General features: G+C 53.8%; 23 protein-coding genes and 1 tRNA gene. 15 read left to right on the forward strand and 9 right to left on the reverse strand.

The window, feature by feature from the left end; all coding sequences use genetic code 11:
• Window positions 1–4 precede the first annotated feature (4 nt).
• Window positions 5–301 carry an acetate--CoA ligase family protein gene (locus ACZ47H_RS01705; RefSeq protein ID WP_464933915.1) on the reverse strand — a complete coding sequence of 99 codons (297 nt, stop codon included), beginning with the start codon at window positions 299–301 and terminating at the stop codon, window positions 5–7.
• Window positions 298–2,214: an acetate--CoA ligase family protein gene (locus tag ACZ47H_RS01710; protein WP_464933493.1), complete on the reverse strand. Its 1,917-nt coding sequence runs from the start codon at window positions 2,212–2,214 to the stop codon at window positions 298–300. The genes ACZ47H_RS01705 and ACZ47H_RS01710 overlap by 4 nt, the downstream gene beginning before the upstream one ends.
• On the opposite strand from ACZ47H_RS01710, the gene asnS reads away from it, so the two are divergent.
• Window positions 2,198–3,499: an asparagine--tRNA ligase gene (gene asnS / locus ACZ47H_RS01715; RefSeq protein ID WP_464933494.1), complete on the forward strand. Its 1,302-nt coding sequence runs from the start codon at window positions 2,198–2,200 to the stop codon at window positions 3,497–3,499. The genes ACZ47H_RS01710 and asnS overlap by 17 nt on opposite strands.
• Before the next feature lie 18 nt (window positions 3,500–3,517).
• Here asnS and ACZ47H_RS01720 read toward each other — a convergent pair whose 3' ends face one another.
• Together ACZ47H_RS01720 and ACZ47H_RS01725 are read right to left on the reverse strand one after the other, a co-directional pair.
• Entirely contained in the window at window positions 3,518–4,090 is a 573-nt protein-coding gene (locus ACZ47H_RS01720; RefSeq protein WP_464933495.1) for a DUF998 domain-containing protein, read from the reverse strand.
• 69 nt (window positions 4,091–4,159) lie between these two features.
• Window positions 4,160–4,327, reverse strand: a complete 168-nt coding sequence (locus ACZ47H_RS01725; protein ID WP_464933496.1) for a hypothetical protein — start codon at window positions 4,325–4,327, stop codon at window positions 4,160–4,162.
• Window positions 4,328–4,484: 157 nt separating this feature from the next.
• On the opposite strand from ACZ47H_RS01725, the gene ACZ47H_RS01730 reads away from it, so the two are divergent.
• From ACZ47H_RS01730 to ACZ47H_RS01740, 3 genes are all read left to right on the forward strand, one after another.
• Window positions 4,485–4,591, forward strand: a tRNA-Arg gene (locus ACZ47H_RS01730).
• A gap of 129 nt (window positions 4,592–4,720) precedes the next feature.
• Window positions 4,721–5,242 (forward strand): cation diffusion facilitator family transporter, encoded by a 522-nt coding sequence (locus tag ACZ47H_RS01735; protein ID WP_464933497.1) that lies wholly within the window; start codon window positions 4,721–4,723, stop codon window positions 5,240–5,242.
• 116 nt (window positions 5,243–5,358) lie between these two features.
• Complete coding sequence (locus ACZ47H_RS01740) at window positions 5,359–6,573, forward strand: thiolase family protein (RefSeq protein ID WP_464933498.1); 1,215 nt, start codon at window positions 5,359–5,361, stop codon at window positions 6,571–6,573.
• 166 nt (window positions 6,574–6,739) lie between these two features.
• Here the strand turns inward: ACZ47H_RS01740 and ACZ47H_RS01745 are convergent, their stop codons facing one another.
• Window positions 6,740–7,132 (reverse strand): hypothetical protein, encoded by a 393-nt coding sequence (locus tag ACZ47H_RS01745; RefSeq protein WP_464933499.1) that lies wholly within the window; start codon window positions 7,130–7,132, stop codon window positions 6,740–6,742.
• Window positions 7,133–7,253: 121 nt separating this feature from the next.
• On the opposite strand from ACZ47H_RS01745, the gene ACZ47H_RS01750 reads away from it, so the two are divergent.
• Window positions 7,254–7,580 (forward strand): hypothetical protein, encoded by a 327-nt coding sequence (locus tag ACZ47H_RS01750; RefSeq protein ID WP_464933500.1) that lies wholly within the window; start codon window positions 7,254–7,256, stop codon window positions 7,578–7,580.
• Window positions 7,581–7,601: 21 nt separating this feature from the next.
• On the opposite strand, the gene ACZ47H_RS01755 is transcribed toward ACZ47H_RS01750, so the two are convergent.
• Window positions 7,602–7,874: a ribbon-helix-helix domain-containing protein gene (locus ACZ47H_RS01755; RefSeq protein WP_464933501.1), complete on the reverse strand. Its 273-nt coding sequence runs from the start codon at window positions 7,872–7,874 to the stop codon at window positions 7,602–7,604.
• Window positions 7,875–7,981: 107 nt separating this feature from the next.
• On the opposite strand from ACZ47H_RS01755, the gene ACZ47H_RS01760 reads away from it, so the two are divergent.
• The gene (locus ACZ47H_RS01760; RefSeq protein WP_464933502.1) at window positions 7,982–8,596 is read left to right on the forward strand and encodes a ZPR1 zinc finger domain-containing protein; all 615 of its coding nucleotides are present in this window, start codon (window positions 7,982–7,984) and stop codon (window positions 8,594–8,596) included.
• A 27-nt stretch (window positions 8,597–8,623) separates the two neighbouring features.
• Here ACZ47H_RS01760 and hsp20 read toward each other — a convergent pair whose 3' ends face one another.
• Entirely contained in the window at window positions 8,624–9,172 is a 549-nt protein-coding gene (gene hsp20 / locus ACZ47H_RS01765; RefSeq protein WP_464933503.1) for an archaeal heat shock protein Hsp20, read from the reverse strand.
• A 172-nt stretch (window positions 9,173–9,344) separates the two neighbouring features.
• On the opposite strand from hsp20, the gene ACZ47H_RS01770 reads away from it, so the two are divergent.
• Window positions 9,345–10,718, forward strand: coding sequence for a digeranylgeranylglycerophospholipid reductase (locus ACZ47H_RS01770; RefSeq protein ID WP_464933504.1), 1,374 nt, complete (start codon window positions 9,345–9,347; stop codon window positions 10,716–10,718).
• Here the strand turns inward: ACZ47H_RS01770 and rimI are convergent.
• Entirely contained in the window at window positions 10,708–11,268 is a 561-nt protein-coding gene (gene rimI / locus ACZ47H_RS01775) for a ribosomal protein S18-alanine N-acetyltransferase (RefSeq protein WP_464933505.1), read from the reverse strand. The two genes, ACZ47H_RS01770 and rimI, sit on opposite strands and share 11 nt — an antisense overlap.
• A 76-nt stretch (window positions 11,269–11,344) precedes the next feature.
• Here rimI and coaBC point away from each other — a divergent pair, with 76 nt between their 5' ends.
• Genes coaBC through ACZ47H_RS01795 form a run of 4 tightly spaced genes read left to right on the forward strand, consistent with a single transcriptional unit; the run spans window position 11,345 to window position 15,044 of the window.
• A complete protein-coding gene (gene coaBC, locus ACZ47H_RS01780; RefSeq protein WP_464933506.1) occupies window positions 11,345–12,595 on the forward strand; it encodes a bifunctional phosphopantothenoylcysteine decarboxylase/phosphopantothenate--cysteine ligase CoaBC in 1,251 nt (416 codons plus the stop codon).
• A 6-nt stretch (window positions 12,596–12,601) separates the two neighbouring features.
• Window positions 12,602–13,435: an NAD+ synthase gene (locus ACZ47H_RS01785; RefSeq protein WP_464933507.1), complete on the forward strand. Its 834-nt coding sequence runs from the start codon at window positions 12,602–12,604 to the stop codon at window positions 13,433–13,435.
• Window positions 13,436–13,437: 2 nt separating this feature from the next.
• Window positions 13,438–14,268 carry a hypothetical protein gene (locus ACZ47H_RS01790; RefSeq protein ID WP_464933508.1) on the forward strand — a complete coding sequence of 277 codons (831 nt, stop codon included), beginning with the start codon at window positions 13,438–13,440 and terminating at the stop codon, window positions 14,266–14,268.
• Between the two features lie 2 nt (window positions 14,269–14,270).
• Window positions 14,271–15,044: a phosphopantothenate/pantothenate synthetase gene (locus ACZ47H_RS01795; protein WP_464933509.1), complete on the forward strand. Its 774-nt coding sequence runs from the start codon at window positions 14,271–14,273 to the stop codon at window positions 15,042–15,044.
• On the opposite strand, the gene ACZ47H_RS01800 is transcribed toward ACZ47H_RS01795, so the two are convergent.
• The gene (locus ACZ47H_RS01800) at window positions 15,003–15,650 is read right to left on the reverse strand and encodes a hypothetical protein (protein WP_464933510.1); all 648 of its coding nucleotides are present in this window, start codon (window positions 15,648–15,650) and stop codon (window positions 15,003–15,005) included. The genes ACZ47H_RS01795 and ACZ47H_RS01800 overlap by 42 nt on opposite strands.
• A gap of 156 nt (window positions 15,651–15,806) precedes the next feature.
• Between ACZ47H_RS01800 and ACZ47H_RS01805 the strand changes: the two genes are divergently transcribed.
• From ACZ47H_RS01805 to ACZ47H_RS01820, 4 genes are all read left to right on the forward strand, one after another.
• Window positions 15,807–16,562 carry an ABC transporter ATP-binding protein gene (locus ACZ47H_RS01805; protein WP_464933511.1) on the forward strand — a complete coding sequence of 252 codons (756 nt, stop codon included), beginning with the start codon at window positions 15,807–15,809 and terminating at the stop codon, window positions 16,560–16,562.
• A 64-nt stretch (window positions 16,563–16,626) separates the two neighbouring features.
• Complete coding sequence (locus ACZ47H_RS01810; protein WP_464933512.1) at window positions 16,627–16,923, forward strand: ferritin family protein; 297 nt, start codon at window positions 16,627–16,629, stop codon at window positions 16,921–16,923.
• Window positions 16,920–17,708, forward strand: coding sequence for an SDR family NAD(P)-dependent oxidoreductase (locus tag ACZ47H_RS01815; RefSeq protein WP_464933513.1), 789 nt, complete (start codon window positions 16,920–16,922; stop codon window positions 17,706–17,708). Before ACZ47H_RS01810 ends, ACZ47H_RS01815 begins: the two co-directional genes overlap by 4 nt.
• Window positions 17,705–18,688 (forward strand): MDR/zinc-dependent alcohol dehydrogenase-like family protein, encoded by a 984-nt coding sequence (locus tag ACZ47H_RS01820; protein ID WP_464933514.1) that lies wholly within the window; start codon window positions 17,705–17,707, stop codon window positions 18,686–18,688. The genes ACZ47H_RS01815 and ACZ47H_RS01820 overlap by 4 nt, the downstream gene beginning before the upstream one ends.
• The last annotated feature ends 7 nt before the right edge of the window (window positions 18,689–18,695 follow it).

Genomic DNA, 18,695 nt, shown 5'->3' on the forward strand with positions numbered 1-18,695 from the left:
GTTCTCACCGGAGTATGATCCTAGCGTCGACTGCCAGCACTCCCCTATCATAGGCGATTAGAGGGTTTACGTCTACCTCGGCTATACTGGGGTGGTTTGAGACTAGCGAGGAGATCTTAACGATGGCGTCAGCGATCGCCTCCTTGTCCCGTGGAGCCATACCCCTATAGCCTTCCAAGAGCCTCCTAGCCTTTATCGATCCGAGCATCCTCATGGCTCTGCACTTGTTGGTGGGGGCTAGGCTTATCGCTACATCCCTTAGAGCCTCGACGAAGACCCCTCCCAGCCCGAATACTACTATTGGACCGAATGAAGGGTCCCTCTTTCCCCAACGAAGACTTCAAGCCCGGAGGGCGCCATCTCCTGGTATAGTACTCCCACGACTCTAGCGTTTGGAGCGTTCCTCCCTATATTCTCTAGGATCCTATCGAACGCTTCCACCGCCCCTTCTCTCCCGGCTACACCTAGTACTACTCCTCCCACATCCGACTTGTGGACTATGTCTGGGGATACTATCTTGGCCGCCATCGGCTTGCCTATGATGGATGCACACTTGCCTGCCTCATCCCTGCTTGTTGCTAGGCAGTACCTTGGCACCGGGATCCCGTATGCTTCCATGACTGCTAGTGCCTCGTGCTCCAGGAGCTTAATCCTACCCTCCCTTCTAGCCTCCTCGATGATCTCCTCTGCTCTAGGAGGTGCTGGTAGGCCTCCGCCAATGGGGCATAGAGGCTTCGAGGATTCCATCAGCGCGTACAGGGCGCCTGCAGCCCTATCGGGCATTGTATAAGCAGGGATCCCGCGGGAGTCCAGGTATTCTTTCACTAGGAGGCCGTAGTCGGATCCGATCGTCATTACCACGGCGGGCTTCTTGTTCCTCCAGACCCAGTCGGCTATTATGTCTGCTACGCCTATAGTCATAGTCGCAGGCTGTACAGGGGCTAGTATGAGGAGGGAGTCGTAGAAGTCCTCGCCTTCCACCTCCTCTAGGACCAGCTTATAGTCCTCATCCCTCGCCTGCCCGGTTAGGTCTATTGGGTTCGAGAGAGAGACTATTGGGGGGAGCTTCGAGGCTAGCCTCTCCCTAACCCTGTCTGGGAGCGGGGGGACCCTCAGCCCTCTCGAGGCGAGAGCGTCAGTAGCTATAACCCCGGGGCCTCCAGCATTTGTTACGACTAGCACGTTGCCTTCTCCCCGGAGGTGTGACATGTAGGAGAGGGCCTTTGCCCAGTCTATGAAGTCGGAGGCGCTCTCAGCCTCTACTGCTCCTGCCTCCTCCATGGCCGCATGGAATATGTTGTAGTCTCCAGCTAGTGAGGCGGTGTGGCTTTTAGCGGCCCTCGACCCGCTTAACGTCTTCCCTCCCTTCAATACTACCACGTTCTTCCCCGCCTCCCGGGCTCTCCTTATGGCCTCTACTAGGGGCCTTCCCCTATCCGGGGCGACTCCCTCAATGTACATCATTATGGTGCGGACGTACTCTTGGCCAGCGTAGTACTCTATTATCTCCGCCTCGTCAACGTCCGCCTTGTTCCCGATGTTTATCGCCTTTACTATACCTACTCCTTCACTAGCGAGCCAGTCCATCATGGTGGTCAGGAATGCCCCGCTCTGGCTTACGACTGCGATATAGCCTCTCGGGGGCCGCTTCATCTTCTCTGGGGGGAGGAAGAAGGTGTCAAGCCCATTCACCGCATTATAGACTCCTATACAGTTCGGGCCCACGAGCCTCACATTATACCTCTTAGCGGTCTCGACGAGCTCTTCCTGGAGCCTCCTACCACGCTCTCCTGTCTCAGCGAAGCCTCCAGCAACTACTATTACGCCCCTTACCCCTTTCTCTCCAGCCTCCCTGACCGCTTCTATAGTCCCCTCAGCCTTCACAGCTACTACTGCGAGGTCGACCTCGTCGGGGATATCCAGTATGCTTGGATAGCTCTTTACGCCTAGGATCTCCTTATACTTTGGATTGACTGCATAGACTCGGCCCTTGAAGGATCTCGCAAGGTTCCGGAGCATCTCGTGGCTGAAGGCTCCAGGCTTTCCAGACGCTCCTATGAGGGCGACTGTCCTAGGGTAGAAGAATACCTCTATTGAGCCCTTACCCATAACTGTTCCCGGAGACCACTGTGCTGGTACCATAATAATTAACGATGCCTGCACCCCGGCATATACTGGCTTGAAGGGTGGAGGTAGAGTGGATGGCGGCTTCATCAGTACTAGGAGGGTTAAGGAGCTGGAGCCTGGGTCGAGGGTTAGGGTTCGCGGATGGGTTTATAGGCATAGGGATCTTGGGCGGAAGGTTTTCGTGGTAATGAGGGATGCGGATGGTATACTGCAGCTGGTTGCTGATGAGAGGTATACGCCCAGGGAGTACGTTGAGGAGGCCCGGAGGGCTACTATCGAGTCTAGTATAGTGGCTGAGGGTGTCACCTCGAGGGACCCCAGGGCTCCCGGCGGCGTAGAGGTGAAGCTTGAGAAGTTCGAGATTGTTGGGCTGGCCGAGGACTTTCCCATAAAGGGTGGTGAGGGTATAGACTATCTCCTCGACATTAGGCACCTCTGGATAAGGAGTAGGAAGATGACTGCGATGTGGAGGATAAGGCAGAGCGCCTTCAAGGCGTTCCGCGAGTATTTTGAGTCCAAGGGCTTCTGGGAGGTGAGCCCGCCAATGCTGACCCAGGCTGCGGTTGAGGGGGGCGCTACCCTATTCAAGGTCGACTTCTTCGGCAAGCCCGCCTACCTGACACAGAGCAGCCAGTTCTACCTAGAAGCAATGATCTTCAGCCTCGAGCGTGTATGGACGCTTGCCCCAAGCTTCCGGGCTGAGAGGAGTAGGACTAGGAGGCACCTGTACGAGTACTGGCACCTCGAGGCGGAGGAGGCTTGGGCTCACATGGAGGATGAGATGAGGCTGGTAGAGGAGCTAGTAGCCTATACCACTCGGAGGATCCTTGAGGAGAGGCTCGAAGAGCTATCGATTCTGAAAAGGAGCACGGAGGCGTTGGAGCCGGCGCTGGAAACCCCATACCCGAGGATAAGGTATGAGGAGGCTATAAGGAGGCTGCAGGGGAGAGGCGTTAGGATAGAGTATGGGGACGACCTAGGGGCTGACGAGGAGAGAATACTGACCCAGGACTTCGACAAGCCCTTCTTCATAACACACTTCCCCGTAGAGTTGAAGAGCTTCTACATGAAACCCGACCCCCAGAATCCCCGTGAGGCTCTTGCATTCGACCTACTAGCCCCCGAGGGAGTGGGGGAGATTGTTGGTGGAAGCGAGAGGCAGGACGACTACGAAGCACTCTACAAGCAGATCGAGTCTAGGGGATATGATCCGAGAGACTACCAGTGGTACCTCGACTTGAGAAGGTATGGGAGCGTCCCCCACAGCGGTTTCGGCCTCGGCGTTGAAAGGTACCTGATGTGGGTGACCGGCGTTGACCACGTGAGGGATACTATTCCCTTCCCCCGGTTCCGGGATAGAATATACCCGTAAACCCCACCGCCTCCACTACTAGATTCTCCTATAATAGTCGATGTAAACAAGGAGCGCTATGATATCTATAACTATAACCCCATACGCCTCCAGAACCGCGGCGCTAGGCCACCCCACTGTCACGGCCAGTATTATGGCTACAGGGAACGCTGCGACTGCGGCTGCGAAGCCTGAGAGGGAGGTGGGTGTCTTCATCCTCCTCCATAGGCCTAGGGTGACCAGGGCTAGGGAGACGTCGGCCTGTATAAAGAACCAGGTTGAAACGAATGTGTGAGGCCTAGTTCCCTCATAGAACACTCCTATTAGCATAAGGAATACTCCTGCTAGAACCATGTAGGCGCCCCCGGAAACCTCCAGCTTATTCTCCCCCAACCCCGCGATGGCTACCCCGTACAGGGCTAGTAGGACTCCAACAGTGATCAGGCCGTAGTTATAGAGTCCCGGGCAGCAGCTGTTGCTTCCACCGAAGTCGCTGAAGGCGTCTCGAGTGAAAACGAACCAGTCCCTGTTCAGGTACCATGAGGCCCCGATTATTATCCAGGCGAGCACTACTGCTATGGGGCCTGTATGGAGTAGAGTCTTCCATTTCAACTCGGAGGCTCCTCCCAACACGTTAAATAAATAAATATTTATTATAAAAATAATGAATATAAGGTATGTTTAGGCTGGTCCAAGTATCCTCGCTATCTTCTTACCCGTGTAGGGGCTTATGGCGAAGGCGATCTTGACCTTCCTGCCCTTCTTAGTGGTCCTTATCTCCACAGTGTACTGGTCGGTCTCGAAGGGCTTCTTAGCCACGATGTCGAAGAACTTCAACTTCTCTGCCATACGAGTCCACCTCGATACCTTCATTATTTATTCGCTAGGCGAGAACCGATATAAGCGTTACGCCACGATATCATAGTCTCTTAACCTGTAAATCAGCGACTAGCATGTAACGGCAAAACTTTGATAAGCCGGAAACCGTCCTATGGGCATAACCGGAGGGCCCGTAGCTCAGCCAGGACAGAGCGCCGGCCTTCTAAGCGCGCGAAGGCCTGCCTGTGCGGGAGACGCCGGCGGTCCCGGGTTCAAATCCCGGCGGGCCCGCCACAAACCCTGCAAAGAGGGCTCCTATCCCTGCCCTCCCATATCCTCCTTATGTAAATACTCCACTATGAATACAGGCATTGCAACTCATAACACGGCGCTTGAGTATAGTATTGAATGTGGTGAGCTGCAGTGGATAGAAGAACTGGTGGGATCATTGGAACGGTCGCCAGCATAGTGGCGGCTATACTTATACTCTACGTCCTAGTCGAAATCTATTATTCCGGGATCGATAGAATATTTGAGCCTCCAGTAGTCTACGCCATGATCGCTTTAATCGCTTCAGGCGTGTTCGCTCTTATCGGCTACTGGTATTATACGGTGGAAGCCGCCTGGCACATGAGGCACCTCTCCCCAGTAGCCCTACTCCTAGGAGCTTTGGGTGTTGCAGCAGGCTATTATTACGGGCCCGTCCTAGGAGGGTCCCTCATAGTGCTAGCATATATTGTGGAGCTGTTTGTGGGGGTTAAGCTCTACAGGGACTTCCTGCGAGAGTCTAGGATGGGCGCGCTCCTCTTCCTCGTCGGGGTCGTCGTATTCATGGTATTCCTCCCCGTGATACTTGTGGCTCCGGCCGCTTCACTCGTATCAGCAGCAGGTGATGCCGTTAAGACTCTTGGCCTCATTATTGTTCTCTGGCGCATGATTAGATAGAGGATCCCACGCCGCCGCGGGTCATTTACCTTTACCTGCTCCTGCATGTATTGTCTAGCAATAATATCGATGTTAATAAGCTGGTTTCCCCATCTATTTCCCACGGTGTATCTGGTTTGTCAAATGAAGGGGCTAAAGCTCACAAGCTGTCAAAGGATGTATTCATAATTGACGGGGTAAGAACGCCTATCGGAAAGTTCGGTAGGAGCCTAAGAGACGTACCAGCCGTTGATCTGGCAGCGTTTACTATAAAGAAGCTCTTGGAGAGGACAGGGATAGACCCCTCCATAATCGACCACGTCTTCTTCGGCCACGTTATAAGAGCTGGAACCGGGATGAACACTGCTAGGCAGGCAGCGATTAAGGCTGGGATACCCTTCGGAGTCGACGCCACAACAGTCGACATGGTGTGTGCTAGTGGTATGAAGGCTATCATTGACGCTGCCCAGTACATTGAGTCTGGGGCCTTCTCCATTGCTCTAGCCGGCGGTATGGAGTCGATGAGCAACGCGCCATTCACCGTCACCAGCAGGGTCAGGTGGGGTGTTAGGCTCGTCTACAAGGGCTCCCTGCCAGTGCTGGATGCAATGGTTAACGAGGGACTATACGATCCGTTATTCGACAAGGTCATGGGCGAGGAGGCTGATGAGACTGCTAGGGAACACGGGGCTTCTAGGGAGGAGCTGGACTGGATAGGATATGAGAGCCATATGAGGGCTGCTAAGGCATGGGATAATGGATGGATGCAGAGGTATGTTGAACCATTCGAGTACAATGGAAAAGTGCTGTTGGAGACCGATGAGGGCATACGCAGGGATACAAGCCTCGAGAAGATCAAGAAGATTCCACCAGCATTCCTCAAGGACGGCTTCCACACGGCTGCAACCAGCAGCCAGATCAGCGATGGGGCTGCAAGCCTTATAGTCGCCTCCAAAGAGAAGGCTGATGAGCTAGGGCTAAAGCCCATAGCAAGGATCGTCGGCTGGGCGGTCGGCGCAGTCCACCCCACAAGGTTCCCCTATGCACCAGTAGTTGTCGTTAAGAAGCTGCTGGAGGAGCTCGGATGGAGTGTTGATGATGTGGACTACTGGGAGAATAATGAAGCGTTCGCGGTAAACAGCTTCCTCATGCATAAGTATCTCGGCGTCCCCTATGAGAAGATGAACGTTCACGGCGGGGCTATTGCAATTGGCCACCCTCTTGGCATGAGCGGTGCTAGAATAACGCTTGAACTCGTGAATGTCCTCTCACTGCATGGTGGAAAGAGGGGTATTGCCAGCATATGCCACGGCCTAGGAGGTGCAGCGGCAATAGCCCTCGAACTCGTCTAAACGAGTGGATTTTGCCTCTAGAGTATGGGATCCCTTCTCCCTACCCTTATCTTGTAATCCTCGAGATGTATTAATGGCGAGGAGACGGATTCTTAATAGTATATTATTAATAAAATTTATATTATTATGCTACATCCTGATTAGTATTCGCGTTGGAAGACCGTTCTCATAGACCACTTCCAGCTCGCAACTCAAGATCCCCTAGCTTTGAGAGGGGCTCAACCTCCTTCCTTACCCTCTCCATCGCTACTATTCTGTTCTGGAGGCTCCTAACAACATCTACGAGAATATCAAACTCCTGCTTTGGCGTAGGATTTACCACAGCCTTCGCAGTGCCAAGCGATATCTCGGTACCCCCGATCTTAGCGCCTCCAGAAGTCTCAGCTAACAGGCTCTCGAGCCGGACCAGGACCTCGGCCTTCGCCTTAGCACCTTCTAGCCTTCTTAGGAGTTCGCCTAGCTTACTCCTCATCTCGACAAGCTTAGCATCGAGATCCTTGAAGAAGTCAGATACACTATTATAAGTGACCATATCGATTAGCTTACCCTCATCAGCCACTACCAAGCCACCCCTACGATTGGGCCACTTTAATCTTCTCTATGACACCATAATAAAGTTTAACCGGAGCAACCACTATCGATTCCCCCGGGTTATGGTTATGTTAAGCGACCGCATGGAAGTGGCTAAAAGGATCGCCGAGTCCTTTAAGTCCGATCTCAAAGCGTTCATATTCGATAAAACTCTTGTGGATTCCAGGGTTGTTGAGACAATAATCCGCCTCTCCGGCTTCGACAATTACATAGAATCTCAAGGCAGGGGAAACATTGTCGCCCATTATATTAGCACGCGGAAGATCCGGAGGATGTGCCTCTATGGCGATTGCGCTAACGCATCCAGCGAAGAGGTTGGGAGGTGTTTAGCTGATTGTATGGCTAGGATTATAGAGAGCATATCCAGCGACATTGCTGATACCGTTCTGGAGGTTGCGAAGAGTATGAAGCCCTAGAAGAATCAGCCTTTACGCCCCCTACTTCTTACAGAGCCTCCACAACCTATCCTTAAACGAGGACTGCACATCTTCCCTAGAGGAGGACGTACAGCCCGCCTCCTCAAAGTACTCGACTACAGCCATTACGGCCTCTCTAATGAACATGCTCTTTGTAACCCCAAGCATGTCAACTATCCTATTGATCCTCTCGAGATCCTTCTCGCTCACCTTCGCAGTTATGGTTCTATTCTTGGATAAACCATTCGAGACCATCGACAGTGGGTAGTCCTCCCTCATTATATTACCTGCCATCCCATAGTCACCATAGAACTATCCTGCTATTGCTTATGGTATTAGCGGAATAAAAGCTATTCAAGCTTAAGAGTCGGCCATTGAATTTAAATTCCAAGGGTGGTTTGATGAGTGGCGAGCCATGGATCGACTCGGGCGAGATGCCTGCTGGCGAGAGGCAACCAATACTATTGTATCGTGGAGTCGTGACTTGCCCTGCATGCGGTAGGAAGAGTCTTGACCTGAAAGAGTACTTATACGATGTCCCATACTTCGGGAAGATAATAATATCGTCTGGGAAGTGCATGAACTGCGGCTACACCTATAGGGATGTAAGGCTAGCGGAAGCGACGGAGCCGAAGAAGATAGTAGTCCGTGTTAGGGGGGAGAAGGAGCTGAGATACCTTCTAGTCAAGTCTGCTTACGCCTACCTCGCGATACTAGAGAAGGGTTACGAGATGATACCTGGCCCCGCGAGCCAGGGGTTCATAACTACTGTAGAGGGGGTTCTCCACCGCTTTATGCAGGCCTTAGAGGCCGCCTGCAGGGGTAGGTGGGAGGAGCCTGGGTGCCGAGAGAATAGGGAGTGGATTACGAGGGCTATTGATGGGAAAGAGGAGTTCACCCTAGTAATCTGTGACTATGAGGGGACCAGCCGCGTCGCTGGAGAGGGCGTTGTCGAGGAGCCTCTAGACGAGTTCTGCGAGAGTAAAAAGCCGGAGTGGATGTATTCGCCCGTTTAGGGGTCTCGTGGTTTAAGTGGTTGAGGGCTACTCTATCTTTACCTCTTTGCCCTCCTCTTCCTTCTTGGCCTTCTTCTTCTTGATCTTTATCTCTAATACGCCGTTCCTATAGGAAGCCTTAGCAGTGTCTGGGTCAACCTCAGCGGGTAGCTCGACTTCCTTGTAGTACTTACGATCATTCTCAGCCCTGATAATGACCTTGTTCTCAGTTGCCCTAACCTTTATCTTCTCCTTGTCGACTCCAGGTAGCTCGGCGATCACCCATACCTCATCGTCCACCTCCATCACGTCTACAAGTGGCTCCATCTCCTCCTTTAGGAGGGGCTTGCCGGTCTTCGTTATCTTAACGTTACCAAACTCCTCTATCCTAGGGACTCCATCGGGTCCTATGGTTATCCTTACACCGTAGACGAGGGGCTTCCCTTCGCTACCGATCTTCTCCAGGTTCCTTGCGAAGCTCTCCCTGATCAGGTCCCTGAACATCTCCTCCATTCTCTTGAACTCCTCGAATACGTCTTCGAATATATCCTCTATATCGAAGTAATTCCTCCTTTTTCTCCTGCTAAACCAGCTCATTTCATCAATCACCCGCTTAAACTAACCCGTAACATTTAGGGCTAATAATGTTTAGAGGAAGCGACACGCGACTATAGCATTATTCCAATTCTACCCGTACGCCGGGAGAGTCTGAATTTAGATTTATTTGGGACTGCTATACTGGTTCGGGACAACGGCTTGGTGAGTGCGTGTGGCTAAACAGTTTGACTACGATGTTGTCATAGTCGGTCTGGGTCCTGCTGGCTCCTCGCTGGCGTACCAGCTTAGGAAGTCGGGGCTGAGGATTGCGGGCGTGGACCTGGTTGACATTAACGGTATTTGGGGGAAGCCATGCGGGGACGCTATAGGAGAGCACCACTTCCACGAGACCGGCATGCCTTTGCCCTCTGGAGAGGCACTAGCGAACAATGTCGAGGGCATAGACCTCTATAGTCCGAGCGAGGAGGTTAGGCTAAGGGTTAAGGGAAAGGGATTCATGATTAACAGGAACGCCTACGGTAGAATGCTCGTCAGCGAGGCTGAGAAGGCTGGTGTAGACATCTACCTGGAGACCTACGTTAGAAACCCTGTGCTAGAGGATGGGAAGCTTGTTGGCGTTAAAGCTGTCCGCGGGGACGAGGAGATCCTCTTTAAGGCCAAGGTGATCGTAGACGCTACGGGCACCAGCGGCGTTTTGAGGAGGAGACTACCGAAAGAGTGGCCCGTCAACGAGCCCCTCAAGCCCGTTGACATGAACATAGCGTATAGAAGGATCGTGAAGCTGGAAGAGGAGATAGAAGACCCCAACTACATAAGGATCTACGTCAACCAGGAGATAGCACCTGGCGGGTACTGGTGGCTCTTCCCCAAGAGCTCTAGCGTGGCGAACATTGGACTGGGAGTTCAGGGTGGTAGGGGCTATCCGCACCCCAAGAAGATCTATGATGAGATCCTCATGAAGAGGAGGGACGTCGGCAGCCAGGTTGAAGTCTACGCAGACGCGGGGGCGGCAGTCCCGACCAGGAGGCCTGCCAACACGCTCGTTTGGGACAACTTCGTGGGGATAGGTGACAACGGCTACACCGTCAACCCCGTACACGGCGGTGGTATGGGTTATGCCATGAACGCGGCCTACCATGCCTCTAAGGCTATAATCGAGGCTTTCCAGGCTAACGACTTCACGAGGTACGGCCCGCTGTGGAAGCTCAACCTTGGATACATGAGGGGTATCGGGGCTAAGCAGGCGAGCCTCGACATATTTAGGATATACCTCCAGGAGCTGAGCAACGAGGAGATCGAGTGGGGGCTCAAGAACGGTATAATGAAGGCTGAAGACGCATATGATACCAGCGTTACTGGCGAGTTGAAGGCGAACTTCAGCGTGTTAGACAAGGTGAAGACGCTCTTCAAGCTCCTCGGAAGGCCGAGCATGCTGCAGGAGTTGGTAACCGTCTCTAGGTACATGAAGAAGGCTAAGGAGCTCTACCTAAACTACCCAGAGACTCCAGGCAGGCTCGAGGATTGGATTGAGAGGGTAGAGGCGCTTTATAGGGAGTATAAGGGGAAGCTTGGGATCACCTGGTAGGCTTCCCCGCTAGCCTAACAACCATCACGTAGGCGTCTTCCCCGTCGCGGTAGTAGTGGGGTATCCTTCTAACCACCTTAAACCCGTATTTCTTATATAATCTTATAGCCGGGGTATTCGATACCCTGACCTCTAGGAAGAGAGACTCCACCTTGTAGATGTTCTTCATAACATTTATTGTCTCCGAGAGAAGAGCGGAACCTATACCCCTCCCCCTATACTCTTTCAGTACTGCAATGGATACCAGGTGGCCAGCCTTGCGCGGCTCTAGCCACCTATTGTAGATTGGTAGCGTGTTCTCGTCGAATAGCCCGAGCAACAGGGGGTCTCCGGTGTCTTCAACCCTAGACATAGCATAGCCTACTATCGTATTATCAACCTCTGCCACGAGGAAGGACTCGGGCCAATTCATGAGTATATACTCGTAGAATCCGTACCAGTAATTCTCGGGAAGGCTCCTTAGGTTAACGGCCATAACTGATGGTATGTCTTCCTTGGTAGCTCTTCTAATCCTGAAGGAGACCCCGCTCCTCGCCTCTACCGTCTCCAAGCCGGTCTCCACCATGATACTAGATTTATGGGTAGGGGTAATATCAGAGAGTACTGGAACGTGGGGAGTGCATGGTATGACTGGGAGGCTTCCAGGAGAGCATCCGTCAAAGGCGATTGAGGCGAGCGTCAACGACTACCTAGCTGGTAGATGCATACTTCTCGGGGTAACTGGTAGCGTCTCCGCCTATAGGTCTGTTGACGTTGCGAGGTGGTTGATTAGGAGGGGTGCTAGGGTTAAGCCTGTTCTAACCAGGCCAGCCGCCCAACTGGTAGCCCCCATGTTATTCCACTGGGCTACGGGAGAGGAGGCTCTAGTAGACTATACTGGGAGGGTTGAACACATCCTCTACTCTAAGGACTGTGACTCGATGATCGTTGCCCCCGCGACCCTCTCCACCATGGCTAAAATAGCTTATGGTATAGTGGATAACAGCGTCGCCCTAGCTGCTGTATCCGTGCTGGGTGAAGGGAAGCCCGTACTGATTGTACCAGCGATGCACAAGAGCATGATGGATTCACCCGTTTACCCGGAGATAGTTGAGAGGCTCGAGTCCATGGGGGCAGTTGTTCTGCCTCCTAGGATCGAGGAGGGGGTGGCCAAGTACCCTGACGTGTGGACTGTCGCTAGGACTGCTGCGGCCCTAACAGCTAGAGGCCGGGATCTTGCAGGTAGAAGGATCCTTGTAACCGCAGGGGCCACGAGGGAGTGGATCGACCCCGCCAGGTTCATAAGCAATCCCAGCAGTGGCCGTATGGGGATAGAGGTCGCCGTTGAAGCGTGGGCTCGCGGTGCGGAGGTCTACCTTGTCCATGGGAGTACGAGGCACGTGGTGCCTCACATGGTAAAACTATACAGTGTTGACACGACTGAAGAGATGGCGGAGACCGTCTCCCGCATAGTCGATGAAGAGAGGATCGATATTCTCGTTGCAGCAGCGGCCCCTGCCGACTACAGGCCCGCTAGAAGGATGGGGGAGAAGATTAGGAGTGGAATAAGGGATCTCAAACTAGAGCTGGAGCCCACCCCCAAGGTTATAGGAGGCCTCGCTGGCAGGGTCAGGGTCCTAGCAGCCTTCGCCGCGGAAACCAGTGAGAGCCGGGAGGATCTGGAAAAGGCGGCTTTAGAGAAGATGGAGAAGTATGGAGCTAGCATAGTTGTCGCTAACGTGGTTGGACGCGAAGGGGTTGGGTTCTCCTCCAAGGACCTCATGGCTCTACTAATCTGGCGCTCTTCTGATGGACGGCTTCATAAAGACTTCATCGGCAAGATTGATAAAGAGGTGCTAGCTAGAACAATACTCGATATAGCGTTGAAGGTCGAGTGATGATTCATGGCTAGAGTAACGCTTGAGGATGTTGTAAGACTCGATTATGGGAAGATCGCTGACGGGATAACATCCTTCCTCCGAGAAGAGCTTGAGAGAACCGGGGCCTCCGGGTATGTTGTAGGGCTTAGTGGAGGAGTCGATTCAGCGACTGCATTCATGCTCGCTGTAAAGGCTGTTGGGAAGGAGAGGGTGCATGCCCTCATAATGCCGGACTCGGAGGCAACGCCCCCCGAGGACTTGGAGGACGCCAAGTCCCTCGCAGAGATGGCTGGAGTAGAGCATCACATCATAAACATAACCCCCATAGTCGAGGTGTATAAGTCTGCCCTACCCATATATAGGGGTGGCGATGAAGACAGGGCTCCATTAGGCAACCTGAAGGCGAGGATAAGGATGAGCCTCCTATACTACTACGCCAACAAGATGAACAGGCTCGTCCTCGGAACAGGGGATAGGAGCGAGATCCTGATAGGCTACTTCACCAAATACGGTGATGGCGGTGTAGATCTCCTGCCAATAGGCATACTGTATAAGAATCAGGTCCGGAGGCTCGCCGTCCACCTTGGTGTTCCCGAGAAGATAGCGTTTAAGCCAAGCAGCCCCAGGCTATGGCCGGGTCAAATGGCTGAGGGAGAGCTCGGCGTGAGGTACGAGGAAGTAGACGTTGTACTATACTCGATATTCGACCTCGGCATACCGGTGGATGAGGTCCCAGAAGCCACGGGCGTCCCTAAGAAGGTAGTTGACAGGATAATGGAGCTCCACAAGAAATCCGAGCACAAGAGGGTCCCTCCACCAACACCGCCACTCAGCATTGTAAGGGAGGCAAGGGTATGAGAATGAGTGCATGGTGCGCAGACTCCCCCCACCATATAACAAGCATATTCTACCCCGTAAGGAGCAGGGACCCTCTTAGAACAGGCTCAATAGGCGTAGGGCTCGCAGTAGAGCCTCGCCTCACTGCATGCTCAACAAGCACCGGAGGAGAGAGCAGGATAGCCTCACGGGTAGTTAGGCTCATGGGGCTCTCCTCCCCTCAGGGCGTGGACGTAAAGGCTCCCCTTCCACACTCGGCAGGCTATGCCGTCAGCGCTGCTGTAGCGGTAGCCTCCAGCCTGGTAGTGGGTAGGGTCGCTGGGAGGGGCTACTGGGAGTCGCTTAGGACCGCCCACCTAGCCGATCTCTTCGAGGGTACTGGGCTGGGTGATGTACTAGCCATATCCTGCGGGGTCGGAGTGGTCTTGAGGAAGAGTGCTGGAGCCCCCGGACTAGGCGAGACAGAGTGCCTCCAGCTTCCCGGCACCCTCAGCATCCTATCATTGGAGACGGGCTTCATGAACACCAGGGATATGCTTGCAAGCCTGGGGGAAAGGGTCTACGAGCTGGCGAGGAGCGCGCTTAAGCGCATAATCGATAACTTCACGGTGGAGGAGTTCCTACACGAGTCAACCAGGTTCTCGAAAGAGTCCGGCATGCTTAAGGCGGCCCTGGGAGGGAGGGAGCTGCCAAGCCTGAGGGGCCTCGCCGGCGTCTATGGAAAGAAGAGGGTCGTTATCCTATTGTTAGAGAGGGAGTGGCTCGCCGACGCCGTGGAGGATCTCCGGGAGAAGGGGTTTGAGCCAAGAGTTTTAGAACCCTCCATGGGACCGCCTAGGCTCTGGTGGACCTGATCTTGACGGGCAATGACATCCCCAAGAGCCACCCAAGATACCATTCCCTCCTCAAGAGGGAGAAGCTTGTAGAAGGGTTTAAGCTGGGCCTGGTTGTGCCGCAGGGTCTAATAGCGCACGGTAGGGGGGAGGCGTTCGACTACATATTGGGTGAGAGGAGCCACGACTTCGCTCTCCAAGCCGAGCGTGTCACTGCAGCCTTATTCCTACTCTCCAAGAAGCCAGTTATCTCCGTTAACGGCAATTATGCTGCCCTAGCCCCCGAGGAGATCGAGGCGTTATCCAGGGAGACGGGGGCCCCGGTTGAGGTGAACCTCTTCCACAGAACCGAGGAGAGGGTTAGGAGGATATACGAGTTCCTCCTAGACCACGGCGTTGAGAACATACTGCCCCCAGACTGTGAGAAGACGAGGGTCCCTGGCCTGGAGAGTAAGAGGGGAATAGTCTGCCGGGATGGGATAGCCTCTGCAGACTTCGTCCTCTTGGCAATTGAGGACGGTGATAGGACTGAGGCGCTCGTGTCTTGGGGTAAGAGGGTTGCAGCTATAGACCTTAACCCGTTCAGCAGGACTGCCCAGAAAGCCACTGTAACGATAGTTGACGAGGCGATAAGGGCGACTAGGAATATTGTTGAATTTGTCAGGGAGCTTAGGGGGAGGAGTAGGGATGAGCTGTCGAGGCTAGTGGAGGACTATGATAATAGGAGGGTGCTCTCCATGGCTTTCAAGGCGATGCTAGATAGGCTCTCTCTCGCGGCTTCTAAGGGGGTGCTCTAGCCCCCCACTGTATCTCTCGCCCGATCTGGAAGCTGGGCCTACGAGCTCCTCGAACAAGTCGAGTATAGATTCGGCGACAGCTATCTCCTGGGATAGCTCGTCTGGATAATCGCTCTGAGCCCTCTCAATGAAATCCACTATTAGGGGTAGATCCTCGAAGGCTATCCTGCGGAGCCTAGCTTTCTCAGCCGAATTCAGTCTTCTCCTCTTAGACAGCCTAGTGAGGAGGTCTAGGATCTCGTATGGTTGCAGGGAGTAGAATTGTATCCTGAGCATCCTAAGCCGTGGATCCTCGGGGTCGGGTTCGGGCCTACCTTCCCACTCCCTTACAATGGATTCTAGAGTCCTCCTGTCTACGATCCTCCACCAGCGCTGGCTGCTCGACTTGTAGCTGGTCTCTATTACGCCATACTCTTTCTCTAGCTTGGAGAGGAGTGGGGCCGGGTTATAGTCTACCCCCATGGATTTGAGCACTGCTTTTACATCCTTGAAGTTAAAGTCTCCTAGGCTGAAGGGCTTCTTAGCCCTCCTCGCAGCCTCCAGTATAGCTTTTAGCACCAGGTAGCCTCTCTCACCGTACTTGGCGATGAACTCTTCGAGCATCACCTTCTAGGCCCCTCTATGTATAGCCTTGCGGCTGGAGACTGCTCGCGCATTATTGATCGATTACCTGGTACAGGGTTAAATCCAGTTACCACCATGAACACTACTGTTTTTTCCCTTGGACAAGAATCGACAAGAAGCGGGATAGGGGCCTGGTTCATGAGCTACGCGGTCATACTAGAGAGTGTCTATAAAAGGGTTAATGGAAAGGTAATACTGGAGAGTATAAACCTGAGGGTCCCTAAGGGGAGCCTATTCATCCTAGCAGGACCTAATGGCAGCGGTAAGACCACGACTGTGAGGGTTATGCTTGGCCTCTACAAGCCGAGTTCCGGCCGGGTAGAGGTGCTTGGGGCAGAGCCCCGCGGAAGGGGGTGGAGGAGGATTGTGGAGAGGATAGGATACCTGCCCGAGGACGCCGCCCCCTACGAGAGGCTCACGGGGTATGAGAACATACTCTTCTACGCCAAGCTCTACTCGCGCGGAGACAAGAGTAGAGAGAAAGAGTATTTCGAGCGTGGAGTGGAGCTCTCCGGGCTCACCCACGAGCAACTGAGGATGAAGGCTGGGGAGTATAGTAGGGGGATGAAGAGGCGCCTCCTCCTCGCCACCTCCCTAATGCACGACCCAGACCTGGCGGTACTAGACGAGCCGACCAGCGGCTTAGACGTATTCTCATCATACCGGATAAGAAAGTGGATAAGAAGCCTAGTCGAACGGGGTAAGACGGTTATCCTTACGACGCACAACATGCTGGAAGCCGAGACCATAGCAGATCATATTGCATTCATTGTTAGGGGCAGAACTATATTCTCCGGTACTGTGGAGGATGCCCTAAGAGAATACCGTGCCAGCAGCCTCGAAGAGGCATTTATCAACGCGGCCTCTCCAGTAATAGGGTACCCGGGAGCATAACAGTTACTCCTAATATTTTAGGTGGAGCAGCAAAACTCCCACACGAAGGCTTGGGGTGCACGCTGTGTTTGGAAAGAATCCTGTAGATATTCCTGGCTCTCTTAAAGGGGAGAGGGTCTGCGAAGCTCTCCGGATGGCTATTATTGCGGAATTGGATGCTGTAAGCTTCTACATGCAGCTGGCTGAGAAGGTCGAGGATCCCCTTGTTAAGAAAGTCTTCATTGATGTCGCTAACGAGGAGAAGGAGCATTTTGGCGAGTTCTTCTACCTCCTCAGGAAGTGTGACCCCTCCCTGGAGAAGTTGATGGAGGAGGGTATGGAAGAGGTCAGGGAGATGGAGAAGAGTCTGGGGGATGAGTGATTAAAGGGAAGACCGTGCTGGTTACGGGTGCTAGTAGGGGTATTGGCAGGGCTATCGCGGTAGAGTTCGCTAGGCTTGGGTACAGGGTTGTGATCAACTATAGGAAGCGTGATGGTGAGGCGAGGGAAACGCTCCGGCTGGTGGAGGAGGCTGGGGGTGAAGGCCTCCTGGCTAAGGCCGACGTCTCGGATCCAGTGCAGGTTGATGGGATGTTTGAGCGTGTAAGGGAGAGTTTTGGTGGAGTCGACATACTGGTTAATAATGCCGGCTGGGGCTTCCTAAGCCCTATCGAGACTATGGATGATGGACTCTGGGAGCGGCATATCAGGGTTAACCTTAACAGTGTCTTCTACTGTACGAGGAGGGCTCTTCCATACATGATCTCGCAGGGGTGGGGTAGGATCATCAATATAACAAGCATCGCTGGGCTCCGGGGGCTAGCCTATCTTTCAGCTTATAGTGCCGCGAAGGCGGGTGTGATCGGCTTCACTCTTAGCATTGCACAGGAGCTGAGAGGGACCGGTGTCACGGTTAATGCCATAGCAGTGGGCTTTGCCAAGACTGATATGGGGTTAAGCTTCTTCCGCGCCTTAAACATCGACCTGGAGAAGTTCAAGAAACGCTATACTCTAACTGGCGACCTCGTTGATCCCGCGGATGTGGCTGGACTCGCCATCTACCTCGCCAGCGACCGTGCCAGAAACATTACTGGCAGCGTGATTTTGGTGGATTCGGGCCAGATGCTTGCCTACGATCCCACAGGACTGGTTGGTGGAGGAGATTGAAGGCGGCAATACTCCACGGGCCCAGGAATCTGACCGTGGGAGATGTTAGACTCTCTAAGCCCAGCAGCGACTGGGCGGTAGTAGAGGTTGGTGTAGCCGGGATCTGTGGGACTGATAAGGCCTTCTACACTGGGAGCTACCCTTTGTTCAAGAAGCCCCTTATCCCGGGCCACGAGGTCTCGGGTGTCGTTGTTGAGGGGCCCGAGGAGCTTTTAGGGAGCAGGGTTGTTAGCGAGATTAACTTCGCCTGTAGAAAGTGCCAGGTCTGCCAGGCTGGCATGTACACCCACTGCCCCTACAAGAAGACTCTAGGCATAGACTTTGATGGGGGTATGGCGGAGTACTTCACCGCTCCAGCCTGGGCTCTTCACAGGCACAACATGCCCCATGAGAGGGCGTTCGCGGCGGAACCCCTCGCGGCGGTGCTCCACATGTACCGGATGCATCCTCCCAGGCCCGGTGACCTTGTAGCCGTCTTGGGAACAGGGTTCATAGCCTACCTCTCAGCCCAGGTAGCCCGTCTTCTAGGAGCGAACGTTTTGGTGATCTCGAGGCGGGGGAGTGTGAAGGCTGAGATGATAAGGGCGGCGGGCTTCAGGGTCGTCGATGCAAGTGAGGCGGTAGAGATCGCTAGGTCGGAGAGCAGCCTGGGCCTAGGCTATGATATGGTGGTGGAGGCGACGGGATCGAATGAAGGCCTTAGGACCGCGGTTGACCTGGTGAGGCCCAGGGGCGTGATCCACTTGAAGAGCACTCCTGGAGGCATCGCTTCTTTCCCTCAGACGGCCTCGGTGGTTAAGGAGGCCCAGGTGATTGGGTCTAGGTGCGGTGACTTCAGAGACTTCAGGCTCGCCCTCAGCTTATTATCGAGTGATAGGATCGATGTGCCTGTTAGCGGAGTCTATCCATTAGACATGGTTAGGGAGGCTTTTGAGAGAAGCTTGGAGAGGGATTCGTTTAGGGTGCTGGTTAAGCCTTAGCTGGATG

The organism is Thermodiscus maritimus, assembly GCF_055382595.1.